This is a genomic window from Flavobacterium anhuiense, assembly GCF_001705175.1.
Taxonomy (GTDB): domain Bacteria; phylum Bacteroidota; class Bacteroidia; order Flavobacteriales; family Flavobacteriaceae; genus Flavobacterium; species Flavobacterium anhuiense.
Genome location: NZ_CP016907.1, coordinates 62,154 through 81,610, shown reverse-complemented (window position 1 = coordinate 81,610; position 19,457 = coordinate 62,154). Strand labels below are relative to the sequence as shown.

The following is a 19,457-nucleotide window of genomic DNA, read 5'->3' as shown; positions in this document are numbered from 1 at the left end:
ATTTCTCCTTACGTCGAAATGACAAACTGTATGGTTATGTTTTGTGTCTATACTTTGTGTGGGCTTCGACTCCGCTCAGCCTGACAAACGCCTCGCATAATTTGTAATTCTAAATTTTTAATTTTTAATTGAATCAAAGAATCCTAACTCCATCAGGATTGATTTTCGAAACGTGAATTTCATATGGCAAATTCATTTTTTCGTAAACGTCGCTCATGGCTTTTGCGATTTTTTCGGCGGTTTCTTTTCCTCTGCTTAAAGCGAAAATCGACGGACCAGAACCTGAAATTCCAGAACCTAAAGCGCCGTTTTCGTAAGCCGTTTGCTTGATTTGGTCAAATCCTGGAATTAAAACGCTACGAACTGGTTCAACGATTTCGTCGTGAAGAGATCTTCCAATTAAATCATAATCTTTAGTGTAAAGACCTGCGACCAATCCGCCTACGTTGCCCCATTGCGTGATAGCGCTTTTTAGGGAAACGTTTTGTTTTAAAACCGAACGTGCATCAGACGTTTTTAATTCAATTTGAGGATGAACCACTGTTGCGTATAATTCTTCCGGACTGTCAATTCTGATAATATCCAAAGGCGAATAACTTCTTACCAAAGTAAAGGCGCCTAAAAGGGCAGGAGCAACGTTGTCGGCATGTGCGTTTCCGCTAGCTAATTTCTCGCCCTGCATCGCAAACTGAACTAAATCTTTACGAGAATACGGTCTTCCTAATAATTCATTAATTCCGAAAACCGCTCCGGCAGAACTTGCCGCACTGCTTCCGATTCCGCTTCCGGCTTTTATGTTTTTATAAATTTCGATTTCGAATCCGAAGTCTAATTCATCTAAAGTTTCAAGCATTGCCAAAGCCGCAACTCCAGAAACGTTTTTCTCGGTTTCCAAAGGCAAATCGGCACCGACAATTTTAGTGATTCGAACTCCTTTTTGATCGACTTTTCGAACAATCATTTCATCGCCCGCATTGTCTAAGCAAAGTCCCAATACGTCAAATCCGCATGAGAGGTTGGCGATTGTAGCGGGACAAAAAAGTTTAATTTCCATTTTTTTTAAGATTCAAAGTAACAAAGTGACAAAGTGACAAAGGCTTTACTACGTTAGTTATTTTGTTTAGGTTTCACAGGAGCTAAGTGACAAAGAAAGAAAGGAAAAAACTTTGAACCTTTGTTTCTTTGTTACTTTGTCACTCACTAAACGTTTCCAATTCTAATTACATCCGCAAAAATTCCTGAGGCAGTTACCGCTGCTCCGGCTCCGGCTCCTTTGATCAATAAAGGCTGATCTACGTAACGATCTGTGTAGAACAACACGATATTGTCTTTTCCTTCCAAATTATAGAAAGGATGATCTTTTGGAATGAATTGCAGACCTACGCTTGCTTTTCCGTTTTCAAATTGTGCTACGTATTTCAATCTTGAATCTTTGGCTAAAGCTTCTTTATAAATACCTTCAAAATGAGCAGCATGTTTGATTAGTGAAGCAAAGAAATCTTCGTTGTTTGTTGTTGCTAAACATTCTGCTGGCAGGAACGATTCGTTCGCAATGGCGTCGATGTCCATTTCGTAACCGCTTTCGCGAATAAGAATTAGGATTTTACGAGCTACGTCGATTCCGCTTAAGTCAATTTTTGGATCTGGTTCTGTGAAACCTTGAACTCCAGCTTCTTTTACCACATCGTGGAAAGAATTGTTTTCGTCAAAATTGTTGAAAATAAAGTTCAAACTTCCAGATAAAACCGCTTGAATTTTATGCACTTTATCACCAGATGCAATAAGGTTTTTTACCGTATCAATAATTGGCAATCCCGCACCAACATTCGTTTCAAATAAAAACGGAGCGTTGTATTGGCGAGATAAGCTTTTTAATTTTTTATAGTTGTCGTAAGCAGAAGAACAAGCAATTTTGTTGCAAGTTACAACCGCAATACTTTCTTTTAAGAATTTCTCATATGCTTCAGAAACTGTTGCGTTTGCAGTAATATCCACAAAAATGCTGTTACGTAAATTCAGTTCTTTTGCTTTTTTGATAAATTCTTCAATGCTTGCTGGTTCGCCTTCGCTTAAAGCGGCATCCCAATTTTTTAAAGAAATTCCGTCTTCATCAAAAATCATTTTTCTTGAGTTAGACAAAGCAATTACACGAACGTTGATTTTTAAATTATCTTTTAAAAACTTTCTTTGATTATGAATCTGCTCAATGAATTTTTCGCCCACATTTCCAACTCCCATTACAAATAGGTTTAGCTGTTTTGTGTTTTCTTCGAAGAAATTCTCGTGAAGTGTATTCAACGCTTTTTTAACGTCTCTTTCGTTAATTACAGTTGAAATGTTTCTTTCAGAAGCACCTTGCGCAATCGCACGAATGTTTACGTTGTTTTTTCCTAAAGTACTGAACATTCTACCGCTTAAACCTTGGTGATTTTTCATGTTTTCACCCACCAAAGCAATAATGCAAAGATCTTTTTCTACGTAACAAGGATCGATTTTGTTCTGAGAAATTTCGATTTCAAAAGCTCTGTTAATTGCGGCTTCGGCATTATCAGCATCCGAATTTAAGATTCCGATACAAATTGAATGCTCAGAAGAAGCCTGAGTAATAAAAATTACGTTGATTTTTTCCTGAGATAATACTTCAAACAAACGTCTTGATGAGCCCGCAACTCCAATCATTCCTGGGCCTTCAAGTGTTAAAAGCGAAATATGATCAATATGGCTAATTCCTTTTACAACAGTATCTTTTGATGAAATCTGATTCGAAATCAAAGTTCCCTCAGCTTCTGGTTCAAAAGTATTTTTGATTAAAATCGGAATGTTTTTTCTTAAAACTGGCTGAATTGTTGGCGGATACAACACTTTTGCACCAAAATGCGACAATTCCATTGCTTCTTGATAAGAGATATTCGCAATTGGCTGCGCTTGTTTTACAATTTTTGGGTTTGCAGTAAACATTCCGTTTACGTCAGTCCAGATTTCCAATTGTTCCGCATCGATTGCTCCCGCGATAATGGCTGCAGTGTAATCAGAACCGCCACGTCCTAAAGTCGAAGTGATTCCGTCTAAAGTTTGTGCAATAAATCCAGGCAAAATGTTGATTCTAGATTTGTTTTCAGCAAAATATTCTTGAATTAATTTATTAGAAACTTCGAAGTTAACAGCTGCTTTTCCGAAGTTGTTATCTGTTTTAATTAATTCTCGGCTGTCTTTGTAAACCGCATCTTTGCTGATTTGCTGATACGCTTGAGCGATGATGAAAGACGAAAGCAGTTCACCAAAACTTAAAATAGTATCGGCAGTTCTTGGAGACAATTCGCCAAGCAAGAAACATCCGTCTAATAAAGTTTCTAAATGGTTGATGATTCTTTTTACATGGCTTAAAAGACTGCTTTGTTCGCTTACAGGAATCAGTTCTTTAAGAGTGTCAAGGTGTTTTTTCTCGATTTCAGCAACAACTTCTCTAAAGCTTTCGTCGTTTGCTGCCGCTTTTGCCGCTGCCAATTGCAGTAAATCAGTTACTTTACTTAAAGCAGAAACTACTACAACTAATTGATCTTGCTTTGCTTTTTGGTTAACAATGTCGAGAACGAGTTTTATATTTTGAGCATTGGCTACCGAAGTTCCGCCAAATTTTAATACTTTCATTTTGTGTGATATTTTTTCTTTTGCAACTATTTTTTATGTATTCATTACCTTTCTTCTTTTTAGAAAAAAAGTATATACGAACTGGATTATATGTAAAAATGTATACCCCTAAGGGGTAGTAGTTGTTGTAGTAGAAATAATGGTAGCAGCAATTGCAACTCCTGTTTGAGTTGTAATAATTGTAGAATGATATTTTATGCTGTTACTTTTCATTTTTGATTTTTCAAAAGTACAGCTTTTTATAAGAGTTAAAAACTCAAAAAGCTTTTTTACGAATATTTTAATAATTCAAATCTCTATAAATCAATATTGAGTATTTGTTAAAATTGGATATGTTAAATTGATGTTTTGCTATATTTTGAACAGCGTTTTTTGAAGATTTAGTTCGTGCAAGAGATTGATGTTTAGCCCAAAAAGACATTAATAATGGACCAAAACGATATATTTTGATTAAAAAAGACATTGAATGTATGTTAAGAGTTTTTATCGAAATTTTAATTATTGTGATAAAATGTTGCTTTTTAATATTGATTTGTTGAATTTTGGCGTTTAAAATTTACAATCATCATGAGAGAGATTCATTATATAAGTTCGGAAACGATCACTTTAGAAACATTACAAGAAGTTTTAAGTCAGAATAAAATACTTGAATTGTCTGAAGAAGCTAAAGTAAATGTTCAGAAATGCCGTGATTATTTAGACAAGAAAATGGCATCGCATACGGCTCCGATTTACGGAATCAATACAGGTTTCGGATCTTTATATAGTGTAAAAATCTCTAATGAAAACTTATCTAAACTTCAGGAAAACTTAGTAAAATCGCACGCTTGCGGAACAGGTGAGGAAGTTCCAGCTGAGATCGTAAAGATGATGCTTCTGCTAAAAATCCAATCTTTAAGCTATGGGCATTCTGGAATTCAGTTAATCACATTGCAGCGTTTGGTTGATTTCTATAATAATGATATTCTTCCGATAATATATACTCAAGGTTCACTTGGGGCTTCTGGGGATTTAGCTCCTTTGGCGCATTTATCTTTACCTTTAATAGGAGAGGGAATTGTATTATTTGAAGGAAAAAAGGTTGCTTCTGCTGAAGTTTTAAAACATTTTAACTGGGAACCAATCGTTTTACAATCAAAAGAAGGTTTGGCTTTATTGAACGGAACGCAGTTTATGAGTGCTTATGGAGCACATATTTTAATTAAAGCGTATAAATATTCGTATTTGGCAGATTTAATCGGAACTATTTCTCTGGAAGGTTTTGATGGAAGAATTGAGCCATTTAATGAATTGATACATTATATACGTCCGCATAAAGGACAAATTGTAACTGCACAGAGAATTACTGAATTCTTGGACGGAAGTGAAATCATTGCTCAAGAAAAGAAACATGTTCAGGATCCGTATTCTTTCCGTTGCATGCCGCAGGTTCACGGAGCTTCAAAAGATGCAATTGATTATGTTAGAAAAGTATTCAAAACAGAAATCAATTCGGTAACGGATAATCCAAATATTTTTATAGAAGCCGATCAGATTATTTCTGGTGGAAATTTCCACGGACAGCCATTGGCATTAGCTTTAGACTTTTTGGCAATTGCTTTGGCCGAATTAGGAAGCATTTCTGAAAGAAGAACGTATCAGTTAATTTCTGGATTGCGTAATCTTCCTGCATTTTTGGTTGATAATCCGGGATTAAATTCAGGATTTATGATTCCGCAATATACTGCAGCCAGTATTGCAAGTCAGAACAAACAATTGGCAACTCCGGCGAGTATCGACAGCATTGTTTCGAGCAACGGACAAGAAGATCACGTGAGCATGGGAGCAAACGGTGCGACAAAAGCCTTACGAATTTTAGATAATTTAGAGCGTATTTTGGCAATCGAATTGTTGAATGCTTCTCAGGCAATTGCGTACAGAGAGCCTCTAAAATCAAGCGACTTTATCGAAATGTTCTTAAACAGCTATAGAGAAGTGGTGCCTTTGGTAAAAGAAGACAGAATTTTACATAATGACATAGAAAACACTGTTTTATTCCTTTCGAGTTTTCAAATTGAAAACGATTTGTTAACAATGGCTTAACACTGGAACGTGTTATTGAAGGTAATTTTGCACTATCAAAAATAAAACAATGTCAATAAACAGTATTTTCCAATTTTTAGTGCCGAAAGACAAAAAATTCTTTCCACTTTTTGAAGAGGCTTCAAGCAATTTAATTGAATTAGCTTCTAACTTACACGAAGCTGTAAATTTACCATTAAAAGAAAGAGAGATCCTTTTTCAAAAAATTGACGAATTAGAACAAAAAGGAGAAGACATTACTCGTCAGACTAACTTAGAGTTAAGCAGAAACTTTATTACTCCGTTTGACAGAGAAGATATTCATACGTTAATTACTTCAATTGATAACGTTGCAGATTACCTTCACGGTGCATCTAGCCGTATGAGATTGTATCAAGTTGATAAGATTACAAAATCTATCAGAAAGATGACAGAAATCAACCTTGAAGCTTGTCAAAACATTGACAGTGCAGTGAAAGAGTTGAGAAACCTACAAAACTTTAAAGTTATTAAAGATGCTTGTGCTAGAATCAACAAACTAGAAAACAAATCTGATAACGTTTATAACAAAGCAGTTTTTGAAATTTTTGAAAACGAAACAGATGCTAAAAATATTATTAAATATAAAGAAGTGTTATCTGTTTTAGAATCAGCAACAGATAAATGTAAGAGTGTTGCGAACATACTAGAATCTATTTCTGTAAAACATTCTTAATTCAATTTTTCAATCTGAAGTTATAATCTTATGACTATACTTATATTAATTATAGTACTTGCCTTAATTTTTGATTACATCAATGGTTTTCATGATGCGGCAAATGCTATTGCGACTGTTGTTGCGACAAAGGTTTTGACACCTTTTCAGGCGGTAGTCTGGGCAGCATTTTTTAACTTTCTGGCGTATTGGGTTTTCGGATTTGGTGTTGCAGATACTGTTGCTAAAACGGCGCACACTATGGAGATTAACCTAGTTGTAATTTTGGCTGGAGTTATTGCTGCGATCTGCTGGAATTTATTGACTTGGTGGTTGGGAATTCCTTCGAGTTCTTCTCATACTCTTATCGGCGGTTTTGCTGGAGCTGCTGTGGCGCATGCTATTGCGGTTCACGGTTTCTCTGGTTATGTTGGAGAAGACGGAGCAACTCACTATTGGTATGAAATTGTAAGCTGGTACAAAGCAGGAAAAGATGGAGCAATGCCTTCGGGAGTTCTTATTATCATTGCATTTATCGTCTTAGCGCCATTATTAGGAGCATTAGCTTCTTATTTAATTTCAATCTGGCTTTTAAATGCTTCTCGTAAAACTATCGGTCCTAAAATCTTTACTGCAGCTTTAATGATTGCTACTATTGTTTTTGTATACTACCAAATGGTGCCTTACGAAAAAATTGAAAAACCAAGATTTGATTCACATTTCTGGAGTGTTGCTTTTGAAGCTCATAATATTAAATGGTTCTTAGTAGCTTTTATTATCTTAACTGTAAGTGGTTTTTGTTTACTATTCAGCAGTTTAAATCTTCATCAAGCAGATGCTGCTTTAAAGAAAATGCAATTATTGTCTTCTGCGGCATTTAGTTTAGGTCACGGAGGAAATGATTCTCAAAAAGTAATGGGAATTATAGCTGCGGCTGTAGCAGTTTATATCAATACAAATCCAGGAGTTCATATGGATGCTTGGTTAGATGTTGTGCTTCCAAACGATGATTTAGGAATTAAAGGCGTAATGCCAAGCTGGATCCCGTTGGCATGTTATTCTGCCATTGCTGCAGGAACTTTGAGCGGTGGATGGAAAATTGTGAAAACAATGGGTTCTAAAATCACAAAAGTAAGTTCATTTGAAGGTGTAGCAGCTGAAACTGCAGGAGCTTTAACGCTTTACTTTACAGAACACTTAAAAATCCCAGTAAGTACGACGCACACTATTACAGGTTCTATTATCGGGGTTGGATTAACAAAACGTGTATCTGCCGTTAGATGGGGAGTTACAGTAAGTTTAATCTGGGCTTGGATCTTGACTATTCCAATTTCAGCTATTCTAGCAGGTTTGGTTTACTTCATTTTAAGCGTCTTCATCTAATCTAATAAAATGAATTTTGTAAAATGTGAAACTAAATCACATTTTTGTTAATATAGAAAACCGATTTCAAATCTGAAATCGGTTTTTTTTGTTTTAATTTGTTTTAAAGTAAAAGTATAAAAGCTTTTAGAGGCTATATGAATAGCTAATTTTATAGACTTTTGGAAATAGTTTAATATTTAAAATAATGAAGAGAATAATTGTATTGGTTTTATTGCTGATTGTAAAAACTAGTTTTGCTCAATTAAAGGAAAAAACTTTTAAATATGGTTTTGTCGATCAGACAGGAAAAGAAATCGTTCCTTGCAAGTATGATGGTATCAGCGCATTTGAAAATGGTTTTGCCGTTGTACAATTAAAAGGAAAAAGCGGTGTGGTAGATAAAACCGGAAAAGAAGTTATTCGCTGTATTTATGATGAAATAATTAACAAACCGAATTGGATAATAGTGAGCAATAAAAATGCTAAAGCTCAATATTTAGTTAAATCTTCTGATGTTTTGCTAACTAAAAAATACGATGATGTAAAAGCCTTATCAGCTGAAATAACAGCTGTCAAACTGAATAATAAATGGGGTTTTATCGATGTGGTTGGAGAAGAAATAAGTCCAAAATATGACGAAATAATTGATTTTACAGATCGGTTTGCAGTTGTGAAATTAAATGGCAAATTTGGTATTGTAGATCAGATTGGAAAAGAGGTTGTTCCGCCAACTTATGATCGCGTACAGAATTTTAAAGATGGTTTTGCAATAGTAGAATCTAATTCTAAATATGGAGTAATTAGTGAAGACGGAAAAATTGTAATTCCTGTGAAGTACGATATGAATTTTTATTTTAAAGACAATGTATCAATTGTAAAACAGGAGAATAAATATGGCATCTTAGATAATGAAGGAAAAGAAATTGTGCCAATACAATACGATTTCATGGTTTTGAACGAGGATTTGATTCAAGTGAAATTAGGCGATAAATACGGATTGATTGATAAAAGTGGAAAAGAAATCACTTCTGTAAAATATGATTTGATTGAATCTTTTAAAGATGGAATAGCTGTAATAAAGTTGAACAGCCAATATGGTTTTATTGACAAAGAAGGAAAGGAAATCGTTACTCCGAAATACGAAAAAGCAGATGATTTTAAAGATGGTTTAGGAGCGGTTAGAATTCAAGTTGGGAAATAAACGAATCCGTAACGAGTAGTTGATTTTGATTCGTTAAAAATTAAAACTTTTGAAGATTTTTACGGTTATGTCTGCGTTTGTAATGCGTCTGTTTTAATTGGTTTTGATCTTCAGAAATGATACTGATCGTTCCGTCAATTTCTAACATGGCCAGTTTTACATTTTTAAAAAATTCAATTCCGTGTTCTCTCATGGCTTCCTTAAGCTCTTCGTCAGAAATATCTAATCTGCTTAAAGCTTTAAAATCTAATTTTCCGTCGTGAATTAATACTTCGGGTTTGTCCAATAGTATTTTGCTAAGAGTTTTGTACTTGCGAGTCAGTTTTTTAATGACAAAATTTATTACAAACAAAACTAAAGCAGCAATTAATCCTCCCGTTAAACTTGTATCAGGACCAACCATTGCGTTCTGAACAGAATTGCTGATTAATAAAATAAGAATTACATCGGCTGTGTTTAATTGAGAAAGTTCTTTTTTGCCAAATATTCGTAAAGCAATTGTCATGAAAAAATAAACGGCAACACTTCGGATGATTATGTCTAAATAAGGAAAAGTCATTTTATTTTAAAGTTAAATAAAAAAGCTCTTTCAAAGTTTAGGATTTTGACAAAGCTTTTAAAATAATAAAAAAATCAGTAGGTACCGTAATAGTCTTTACTTGATATGACTTTCCAAACACTATCTATTTTTGCTAGATATAGAGATGTTCCATACTGATATCTTTTGGGATAATAATCAACTTTGATATAGACTTTTTTGTTGTCTTCAGAAAAAATAGGAACTGATAAAATAATGAAGTTTTCGTCTTTTTCTGCTTGAAAAACTGAAATTGTTTTTACCTTTCTGCTGACTGTTTTGGGTAATGTATATTCTAAAAAGCAATTATTTTGTTTGACAAAATTTATTGAATCATTGAGGTTAAAAAACTTTTTCCCATTTAAATTTACCTCAAGAAGGTTTTCAATATAGATTTCAGCATTTTCAAAAATTTTTGGGCCAATCCTGGGAAGCTTTACAGTTTTTATTTTTTTTGTTGAATCAGTATATAAACTTTCTGTGTTGATTTTGAGTTTTCTGAGACTAATGCAAAACGTATATGAATTTTTATAATTCTCTATATATTTTTGTTGGAAAAGGGTTTCTATAATTTTATCAGTTTCAATCTTTCTAATCTTTTCATTATTAGTGCAATCATTTTTACTGCATCCAAATAGGATTAAAATTAGAAAGATTGTGATTTTTTTCATAAATGGAGTGTTGAAAAAGACTAAATTAATTATAATTTAAAATTCTTTTCAATAGCTCTAATCATTTCTCCGGCCACATCTTTGTTGGTTGCGCCTTCAATTCCTTCAAGACCTGGGGAAGAGTTTACTTCAAGCAATAACGGACCTTTAGAAGAGCGAATAATATCAACACCCGCAACTTTTAGATCCATTGCTTTTGCCGCTTTAATGGCAATCTTTTTCTCTTCAGGAGTAATTTTAATAACAGATGCCGTTCCGCCAAGGTGAATGTTTGCTCTAAATTCGCCAGGCATAGCCTCACGTTGGATTGCAGCAACCACTTTTCCGTCAATCACAAAACAGCGAATGTCTTTTCCGTTGGCTTCTTTAATAAACTCTTGAACTAAAATGTTGGCATTTAAACTTTTGAAAGCATTGATAACACTTTCTGCAGCTTTTTTTGTTTCAGCCAAAACGACACCTTTTCCCTGTGTTCCTTCTAATAATTTTACAATTAAAGGTGAACCGCCAACCATTTTAATTAAATTGTCTGTATCAAGCGGAGAATTGGCAAATCCAGTAGTTGGAATATCGATTCCGCTATTCAGTAATAATTGTAAAGAATATAATTTATCTCTAGATTGAGTAATGGCTGTAGCAGAATTCAAAACAAAAACCTTCAAAGCTTCAAACTGGCGTGTTAAAGCACAACCGTAAAAAGTAATGCTCGGACGAATTCTTGGAATAATAGCATCAAATTCGTTTAGAATTTTTCCGCCTCTGTAATGAATCTCAGGTTTCTTGGCATCCAATTTCATATAGCATTCCTTGATATTTAAGAAATGCATTTCGTGACCGCGCATTTCGCCGGCTTCCATAATTCTTTTATTGCTATACAATTCTGGATTGCTGGCCAAAAGACCAATTCGCAAACCAGTTTTTGCTTTTTCTGAGTTTTGATATAATTCTTTTAAAGATTCTGCTGTAGGCTGTCCTAAAAGGTATTTTTGTTCAGGATCTACTAAAACCCTTCCGCTCATAGCTTCGCGTCCTAAAAGCATTCTGAAACCCATAGAATCGCGATTAGTCAGAGTCATTTCGATTGGCCATTTGGCATCGCCAATTTTCAAGCTGGTTTGGATCACATAACGATGTTCTCTAAAACCGCTCGAGCTTTTTACAATTCGCTTGTCGACCAAAGGTGCTTCACAATGAATAATGGTTTTGATATTATTCTGAATCGGATTAATGTCGAATTTAACCCAATTGGCATCATTTTTTATAAAAGGCGCTATGTTTAAAGCGTGCATTGCCGAAGTTTTGGCACCAGAATCAACACGAGCCTTAATTGTCGGGATTCCAAGTTCTGGAAATGAGCACCATTCTTCGCTGCCTAAAATGACTTTGTTTTGAAGCATAAGTTTTATTTAGTTTTATGATCTGTTGGTTGTAATTATTTCAAACACATAGAAACATAGTATTTGAAACTGCATAAAAGGCGTTTCACTTGCATAAATTAACATAGTTTGCTATGTGTTAGAAACTAGTTTCTTTTGATTTTCCTTTCTTTAGTAAAATAAAAATCTATGTTTCTATGTGTTTAAATGTTTTTTTGATTTGACTCCCAAACAGGTTTTGTTATAGAATTTAAATTCAAAAATAGCTATTTGCTTTTACTAAAGATAGTGATTTTTAATAAAAAAAATACCCGTTATGTTATGAAAACGTAACGGGTAAGTTATTTCTGTTATAAATTTTGACTAATTTATTGATTCGTTGGCTCTTCAGCTTTATGGATTTCAACTGATAATTCTTGTGAATCATCTTTTAGATCCATCCAGATTTCATCACCAGAATGTATTTTTGAAGTGATGATTTCTTCTGCTAACAAATCTTCAACATATTTCTGAATTGCTCTTTTCAACGGTCTAGCTCCAAACTGTTTGTCAAAACCTTTTTCGGCAATAAACGCTTTTGCTTTGTCTGTTAAGCTTAATTTGTAGCCTAACTCTGCAATACGAGAATATAGTTTTTTCAATTCGATTTCGATAATCAAATCGATATCAGCTTTTTCCAATGCGTTGAATACAATTACATCATCAATTCTGTTTAAGAACTCAGGAGCAAAAGTTTTCTTCAATGCATTTTCGATAATGCTTTTTGAGTTTTCATCGGCTTGAGCTGTTCTTGCGGCAGTTCCGAATCCAACACCTTGTCCAAAATCTTTCAATTGGCGTGCACCAACGTTAGATGTCATGATAATGATAGTATTTTTGAAGTCAATTTTACGACCTAAACTATCTGTCAAATATCCGTCATCTAAAACTTGAAGCATCATGTTGAATACATCTGGATGCGCTTTTTCGATCTCGTCTAAAAGAACGACACAGTATGGCTTTCTACGAACTTTCTCAGTCAATTGACCACCTTCTTCGTACCCGACGTATCCTGGAGGCGCTCCAACTAAACGAGAAATCGCAAATTTCTCCATGTATTCACTCATATCGATACGAACTAAAGCATCTTCTGAATCGAATAATTCTTTAGCTAATACTTTGGCCAATTGTGTTTTACCAACACCAGTCTGACCTAAGAAAATGAATGAACCGATTGGTTTATTAGGATCTTTAAGTCCAGCTCTGTTACGTTGGATAGAACGAGCGATTTTAAGAACGGCTTCGTTTTGACCAATTACTTTATTCTGAATCAATTCTGGCAATTGAGCCAATTTGTTGCTTTCTGTTTGCGCAATTCTGTTTACGGGAATTCCAGTCATCATAGAAACAACATCAGCTACATTGTCTTCTGTAACTTCGATTCTGTTGTTTTTAGAATCTTCTTCCCATTGTTCTTGTGCTAACGCAAGATCTTTTTCGATACGTTTTTCATCATCACGAAGTTTGGCTGCTTCTTCATATTTTTGTTTTTTAACAACCATATTTTTCATTTCGCGAACTTCTTCCAATTGACGTTCTAGATCCAAAATTTGTTTCGGAACATCAATGTTGGTAATGTGCACGCGTGAACCAGCTTCGTCCATCGCATCAATAGCTTTGTCTGGTAAGAAACGCTCAGACATATATCTGTTTGTTAACTTAACGCAAGCCTCAATAGCTTCTGGAGTATAAGTCACATTGTGGTGATCTTCGTATTTATCTTTTACGTTATTCAAAATAGCGATTGTTTCTTCAACAGAAGTTGGTTCAACGATTACTTTTTGGAAACGTCTTTCTAAAGCGCCATCTTTCTCAATGTATTGTCTGTACTCGTCAAGAGTGGTAGCACCAATACATTGGATTTCACCTCTAGCTAATGCAGGTTTGAACATGTTTGAAGCGTCAAGTGAACCTGTTGCTCCGCCAGCACCTACAATAGTATGGATCTCGTCTATAAAAAGAATAATATCATCGTTTTTCTCAAGCTCGTTCATTACGGCTTTCATTCTTTCTTCAAATTGTCCTCTGTATTTTGTTCCGGCAACTAAACTTGCAAGATCTAAAGTAACAACACGTTTGTGGAAAAGAATACGAGATACTTTCTTTTGGATAATGCGCAAAGCAAGTCCTTCTGCAATAGCAGATTTACCAACTCCCGGCTCTCCAATAAGAAGCGGATTGTTCTTTTTTCTACGGCTTAAAATTTGCGATACACGCTCAATTTCTTTTTCTCGTCCTACAACAGGGTCTAATTTTCCCTCTTCAGCCATTTCTGTTAAATCTCTCCCAAAATTATCTAAAACTGGAGTTTTAGATTTTTTGTTTGACTTATTGGCGGGATTGTTAAAGCTGCTTTCTTTTAGACTGTCATCTTGTCCTGAATCGTCATTGTACGATTCGTTTCTTGGCAAGTTTTCTAAGAATTCTTCTTCGTTTGGAGTCATATTTAAGTACTGTTCTTTAGCCACATCATAATCTATTTTTAGTTTATTAAGCAGCTTGGTTGTTGGATCGTTTTCGTTTCTCAAGATACATAACAGCAAATGTGCCGTGCTAATTGATGAACTTTGAAATACTTTTGCTTCTAGAAAAGTGGTCTTCAGGGCTCTTTCGGCCTGTCGGGTAAGATGAAGGTTTTTCTTTTCTGCATTTACTTCAACGCTCAGGTTGGCAGGGCTCAGTATCTCTACTTTTCTGCGTAAATGATCTAAATCGACAGCTAGGTTATTAAGTATATGAATAGCTTTTCCGTTACCATCTCTCAAAATACCTAGCATAAGATGTTCTGTACCAATAAAGTCGTGCCCTAGACGTAGAGCCTCTTCCTTACTGTACGTAATTACATCTTTTACTCTTGGTGAAAAATTATCATCCATAATATATAATTGGTATTGTAAATTTAGTGAATTACAGTTTTAAAAACAAAAACCGTACCCATCGACATCTCCTGTCAGCTAATAGACGAAAAAAAAGGCAATAAAAGCGTTAAAAAACGTTTAATTTATTAACTAAAAGCCAAAATAAAGTTGTTAATAAATCATTGAAATAAGTGTAAGGAAATAGCTGAAAAAATTTCAAAAAAACGTATCTTGGCACGCTTTGAAAACTAATATAATTATTTAATATAACAACTTATGTCTGAAGGAGAAAAGTTAATTCCTATTAACATAGAGGATGAAATGAAGTCAGCTTACATTGATTATTCGATGTCAGTAATTGTATCGAGAGCACTTCCTGATGTTAGAGATGGCTTGAAACCAGTGCATCGAAGAGTTCTTTACGGAATGTATGATTTAGGTGTAACATCAAGATCTGCCCACAAAAAGTCTGCGAGAATTGTAGGGGAGGTTCTGGGTAAGTATCACCCACACGGTGATACCTCTGTTTACGATGCAATGGTGCGTATGGCGCAGGAATGGAGTATGCGTTATTTATTAGTTGACGGACAGGGTAACTTTGGTTCTGTCGATGGAGACAGTCCTGCAGCAATGCGTTATACTGAGGCCAGAATGCGTAAAATTTCTGAAGAGATTATGGCCGATATCGAAAAAGAAACAGTTGATTTTCAATTGAACTTTGACGATACAATATATGAGCCAAAAGTAATGCCAACCAGGGTTCCTACTTTATTAGTAAACGGAGCAACAGGTATTGCAGTTGGTATGGCGACTAATATGCCGCCACACAATTTAACTGAAGTTATCAATGGTACTTTGGCGTATCTTGATAATAATGATATTGAAGTTGATGAGTTAATGACTCATATTAAAGCTCCAGATTTCCCAACTGGAGGTATAATTTACGGATACGAAGGTGTTCGTGAAGCTTTTAAAACGGGTAGAGGACGTATTGTAATGCGTGCTAAAGTTGGTTTTGAAGAGGTTGATGGAAGAGAATGCATCATCGTAACTGAAATTCCATACCAAGTTAATAAAGCCGAAATGATCAAACGTACGGCTGATTTAGTTAACGAGAAAAAAATCGAAGGTATTGCCAATATCCGTGACGAGTCGGATAGAAGTGGTATGCGTATCGTTTATATCTTAAAACGTGATGCTACGCCAAACGTAGTTTTAAATACTTTATACAAATACACTCAGTTACAGTCTTCTTTTAGTGTAAATAATATTGCATTAGTAAAAGGACGCCCTCAATTGCTGAATCTGAAAGATATGATTCACTACTTTATTGAGCACCGTCATGATGTAGTAGTGAGAAGAACCCAGTTCGAATTGCGCAAAGCAGAAGAAAGAGCGCATATTTTAGAAGGATTAATCATTGCTTCTGACAATATCGACGAAGTAATTGCGTTAATTAGAGGTTCTAAAAACACAGACGAAGCAAGAGAAAAATTAATCGAAAGATTTAAATTGTCAGATATTCAGGCTCGTGCAATTGTTGAGATGCGTTTGCGTCAGTTAACAGGTCTAGAACAAGATAAGTTAAGAGCTGAGTTTGACGAATTAATGAAGTTAATCGAGCATTTAAAAGCTTTATTAGCAGATGTTAATTTAAGAATTGACTTGATTAAAGAAGAACTTACAGAAATTCGCGATAAATACGGTGATGATCGTCGTTCTCAAATCGAGTATTCTGGAGGTGATGTAAGTATTGAAGATTTAATTGCTGACGAAAATGTAGTGATTACTATTTCGCATGCAGGTTACATCAAGCGTACCAACTTATCTGAGTACAAAACACAAAATAGAGGTGGAGTTGGGCAGAAGAGCGCTGGAACAAGAGATCAAGATTTCTTAGAGCACATGTTTGTGGCGACAAACCATCAGTATATGATGTTCTTTACGCAAAAAGGAAAATGTTTCTGGATGCGTGTTTATGAAATTCCAGAAGGAAGCAAAACAGCAAAAGGTAGAGCAATTCAGAACCTGGTAAATATTGAAAGTGATGATAAAGTAAAAGCTTTCATTTGTACGCAAGACTTAAAAGATAAAGATTATATTAATACGCATAATCTTGTAATGGTAACAAAACAAGGACAGGTGAAGAAAACTTCTCTAGAGAAATATTCTAAACCAAGAGCGAATGGAGTTGCTGCAATTACAATTAAAGAAGGCGATGAGCTAATTGGAGCTCAGCTGACAAATGGAGAAAGTCAAATTATCTTAGCAGTTAAATCTGGTAAATTAGTTCGTTTTGAAGAAACTAAAACGCGTCCTATGGGAAGAACAGCTTCTGGAGTTCGTGGAATTACTTTAAAAGACGAAACTGATGAAGTAATCGGAATGGTAACGGTTGATAAAAATGATATTTCGACATCTCAAATCTTAGTCGTAACTGAAAATGGATACGGAAAACGTACTAAATTGGTTGACGACGATGGAGAAGATGTGTACAGAATTACAAACCGTGGAGGTAAAGGGGTTAAAACGCTTAACATCACGGAAAAAACGGGTAAACTAATTTCTATCAACGCGGTTACAGATGCAGACGATTTAATGATTATCAATAAGTCTGGGTTAACGATCAGAATGGCAATCGAGGATTTACGTGTTATGGGACGTGCTACTCAAGGTGTTAGATTAATTAACCTTAAAGGCAAAGACTCTATCGCTGCCGTTACTACTGTGATGAAAGACGATGCTGAAGAAGTTGAAGTAGATGAAGACGGAAATGTAATCACTGCAATCGAAAGAGTGAAGCCAGATATGGAAGTTCTTGAAGATGACGGAACTGCAGAAGAGGATGATGACTCTGATGATGACTCTGATGATGAAGAGGTGGAAGATGAAGACGATTCAGAAACAGAAGACGAAGAGTCTGAAGAATAAGTAAAAAACAAAAAATTAAATACAAACAAATATCATTATGAAAAGTAAATATGTAATACTTGCATCAGCATTACTGATCTCTGTAGCTACGTTTGCTCAAAAAGATCAAATTAAGAATGCTGAAAAAGCTTTAAAAGGCGGAGATGCACAAGGTGCTCTTGCACAATTGAAAGATGCTGAAAGCTTAATTGCAAACGCTAAAGATACAGAACAAGCACAATATTATTTCGTACAAGGAAATGCTTTTCTTGACCTTGCAAACAAAAAAGTTGAAGAAGGTAAAAACTTATTAGCAGCAGCAGACAGCTACAAAAAATTAATTGATGTTGAAAAAGCTTCTGGAAAACAGAAATATTCTACTCAAGCAGCAGCATCAATCACTAATATTAAAGGATTGTTGATTAATTCTGCAATTGCCGATACACAAGCAAACAAACATGTTGACGGTGCAAAGAAATTATACCAGGCATATGAATTAGACAAAAAAGATACGATTAACTTGTATTATGCCGCTTCAACGGCTGTAAATTCACAAGATTTTGATCTTGCTTTGCCAATGTATGAAGAGTTGAAAAAATTAAACTTTTCTGGAAAAGGAACTTTATACTTGGCTGTAAACAAAGCTAACGGTAATGAAGATAACTTTGCTAACGCTAAAGATAGAGATTTAGCTATTAAATTAGGAACTCACGAAAAACCTAAAACTGAGGCTATTCCTTCTAAAAGAGGTGAAATCTACAAAAATTTGGCGTTAATTTTAGTTCAAAAAGGACGTACAGAAGATGCTAAAAAAGCAATCGCTGACGCTAGAAAAGCAAACCCAGAGGATTCTTCTTTAATTTTAACGGAAGCTAATTTATACTTAGAGACTAAGGACTTCGATATGTACAAAAAATTAGTTGGCGAGGCTTTGCAAAAAGATCCGAACAATGCTGATTTAGTATTTAATTTAGGAGTAATTAGTGCTGGAGCTAAGAACAATGCAGATGCTGAGAAATATTATTTAAGAGCAATCGAAATCAATCCTGATTACACAAATGCTTATTTAAATCTTGCTGCTTTAAAATTAGAAGCTGAAAAACCAATCATTGACGAGATGAACAAATTGGGAACTTCTGCTAAAGACATGAAACGTTACGATGTGTTAAAAGCGCAAAGAGAAGCTGTTTTCAAAGGAGTTATTCCATACCTTAAAAAAGCGAACGAATTAGATCCTAAAAACGAAGATGTTTCTAAAACATTATTAGGAGTTTACAATGCTCTTGAAATGACTGCAGAAGCTAAAGCTTTAAAAGCAAAAATGTAATTATTAGCTTTTGAAAATAAAAAAAACATCCGCCTCGGCGGATGTTTTTTTTATGCCTTTAGCTGATTAATTCAGCAGATAAAGTGATAGTTGTATTTAGCAATTTTGAAATCGGACAAATTTCTTTTGCTTTAGCTGCTGTTGAAGCAAACTGCTCAGCAGAAATGGAAGGAACTTTGCCTTTTAAATCCAAATGAATTAAAGTGATTGTTCCGTCTTCAAAAGTTACTGTAGCTTCTGTAGTTAAATCATCAGCTGTAAAGCCAGCTTCGTTAAGTAAAAAGCTTAATTGCATCGTAAAACACCCAGAATGAGCTGCTGCAACTAATTCTTCTGGATTTGTTCCAACACCATCTGCAAATCTTGTTTTAAAAGACAGTTGTGCGTTATCTAAAGTTGTACTTTGCGTACTAATTGTTCCTTTTCCTTCCATACCAGTTCCTTTCCAGTTGGCGTGTGCTTTTCTTGTAAATTTCATATTCTTATTATTTAAAAATTAGTATTAAATGTTGTTCGTTTGAAGTTAATGAATAGTGGTAACTCAAATATAATCAATATTTTGCAGAATAATTTTATGAAATTTAATTGTATTGTTAAGTTTTAGGTTTAGGTTGGAGTGAGTTTTAACCGCAAAGTGCACAATCCCGATAGCTATCGGGATACGCAAAGGATGCAAAGTTTTTAAGTTTGTCTTAGGATTTGTAATCTTTGTCAAAGTTTGCATCATCAT

General features: G+C 34.7%; 13 protein-coding genes. 6 read left to right on the top strand and 7 right to left on the bottom strand.

All coding sequences use genetic code 11. The features are described 5' to 3' along the window. Nucleotides 1-133: 133 nt before the first annotated feature. Both BB050_RS00335 and thrA read right to left on the bottom strand, forming a co-directional pair. Nucleotides 134-1,054, bottom strand: a complete 921-nt coding sequence (locus tag BB050_RS00335; protein WP_008462728.1) for a homoserine kinase — start codon at nucleotides 1,052-1,054, stop codon at nucleotides 134-136. Nucleotides 1,055-1,200: 146 nt separating this feature from the next. Then, a complete protein-coding gene (gene thrA, locus BB050_RS00330; protein ID WP_066032173.1) occupies nucleotides 1,201-3,648 on the bottom strand; it encodes a bifunctional aspartate kinase/homoserine dehydrogenase I in 2,448 nt (815 codons plus the stop codon). A 567-nt stretch (nucleotides 3,649-4,215) separates the two neighbouring features. On the opposite strand from thrA, the gene hutH reads away from it, so the two are divergent. The 4 genes from hutH (at nucleotide 4,216) to BB050_RS00310 (ending at nucleotide 8,969) form a co-directional block, all read left to right on the top strand. Further along, nucleotides 4,216-5,730, top strand: a complete 1,515-nt coding sequence (gene hutH, locus BB050_RS00325) for a histidine ammonia-lyase (protein ID WP_066032172.1) — start codon at nucleotides 4,216-4,218, stop codon at nucleotides 5,728-5,730. Between the two features lie 49 nt (nucleotides 5,731-5,779). After that, complete coding sequence (locus tag BB050_RS00320) at nucleotides 5,780-6,424, top strand: DUF47 domain-containing protein (RefSeq protein WP_008462731.1); 645 nt, start codon at nucleotides 5,780-5,782, stop codon at nucleotides 6,422-6,424. Between the two features lie 30 nt (nucleotides 6,425-6,454). Continuing rightward, nucleotides 6,455-7,786: an inorganic phosphate transporter gene (locus tag BB050_RS00315; RefSeq protein ID WP_008462732.1), complete on the top strand. Its 1,332-nt coding sequence runs from the start codon at nucleotides 6,455-6,457 to the stop codon at nucleotides 7,784-7,786. 187 nt (nucleotides 7,787-7,973) lie between these two features. Beyond that, nucleotides 7,974-8,969, top strand: a complete 996-nt coding sequence (locus tag BB050_RS00310; RefSeq protein WP_066032171.1) for a WG repeat-containing protein — start codon at nucleotides 7,974-7,976, stop codon at nucleotides 8,967-8,969. A gap of 40 nt (nucleotides 8,970-9,009) precedes the next feature. Here BB050_RS00310 and BB050_RS00305 read toward each other — a convergent pair whose 3' ends face one another. The 4 genes from BB050_RS00305 to BB050_RS00290 all read right to left on the bottom strand — a co-directional run bounded on the left by BB050_RS00305 (nucleotide 9,010) and on the right by BB050_RS00290 (nucleotide 14,508). Then, nucleotides 9,010-9,528: a DUF421 domain-containing protein gene (locus tag BB050_RS00305; protein ID WP_066032170.1), complete on the bottom strand. Its 519-nt coding sequence runs from the start codon at nucleotides 9,526-9,528 to the stop codon at nucleotides 9,010-9,012. 74 nt (nucleotides 9,529-9,602) lie between these two features. Beyond that, complete coding sequence (locus BB050_RS00300; RefSeq protein ID WP_066032169.1) at nucleotides 9,603-10,217, bottom strand: hypothetical protein; 615 nt, start codon at nucleotides 10,215-10,217, stop codon at nucleotides 9,603-9,605. A 29-nt stretch (nucleotides 10,218-10,246) separates the two neighbouring features. Beyond that, the gene (gene rimK / locus BB050_RS00295) at nucleotides 10,247-11,614 is read right to left on the bottom strand and encodes a 30S ribosomal protein S6--L-glutamate ligase (protein ID WP_008462738.1); all 1,368 of its coding nucleotides are present in this window, start codon (nucleotides 11,612-11,614) and stop codon (nucleotides 10,247-10,249) included. 347 nt (nucleotides 11,615-11,961) lie between these two features. Next, on the bottom strand, nucleotides 11,962-14,508 hold the full coding sequence (locus tag BB050_RS00290; protein ID WP_066032168.1) for an ATP-dependent Clp protease ATP-binding subunit: 2,547 nt from the start codon (nucleotides 14,506-14,508) through the stop codon (nucleotides 11,962-11,964). 258 nt (nucleotides 14,509-14,766) lie between these two features. Between BB050_RS00290 and gyrA the strand changes: the two genes are divergently transcribed. Together gyrA and BB050_RS00280 are read left to right on the top strand one after the other, a co-directional pair. Further along, a complete protein-coding gene (gene gyrA, locus BB050_RS00285; RefSeq protein WP_066032167.1) occupies nucleotides 14,767-17,421 on the top strand; it encodes a DNA gyrase subunit A in 2,655 nt (884 codons plus the stop codon). Between the two features lie 37 nt (nucleotides 17,422-17,458). Continuing rightward, complete coding sequence (locus tag BB050_RS00280; protein ID WP_066032166.1) at nucleotides 17,459-18,727, top strand: tetratricopeptide repeat protein; 1,269 nt, start codon at nucleotides 17,459-17,461, stop codon at nucleotides 18,725-18,727. Nucleotides 18,728-18,785: 58 nt separating this feature from the next. On the opposite strand, the gene BB050_RS00275 is transcribed toward BB050_RS00280, so the two are convergent. Beyond that, nucleotides 18,786-19,205 carry an OsmC family protein gene (locus BB050_RS00275; protein WP_008462742.1) on the bottom strand — a complete coding sequence of 140 codons (420 nt, stop codon included), beginning with the start codon at nucleotides 19,203-19,205 and terminating at the stop codon, nucleotides 18,786-18,788. Between the last annotated feature and the right edge of the window lie 252 nt (nucleotides 19,206-19,457).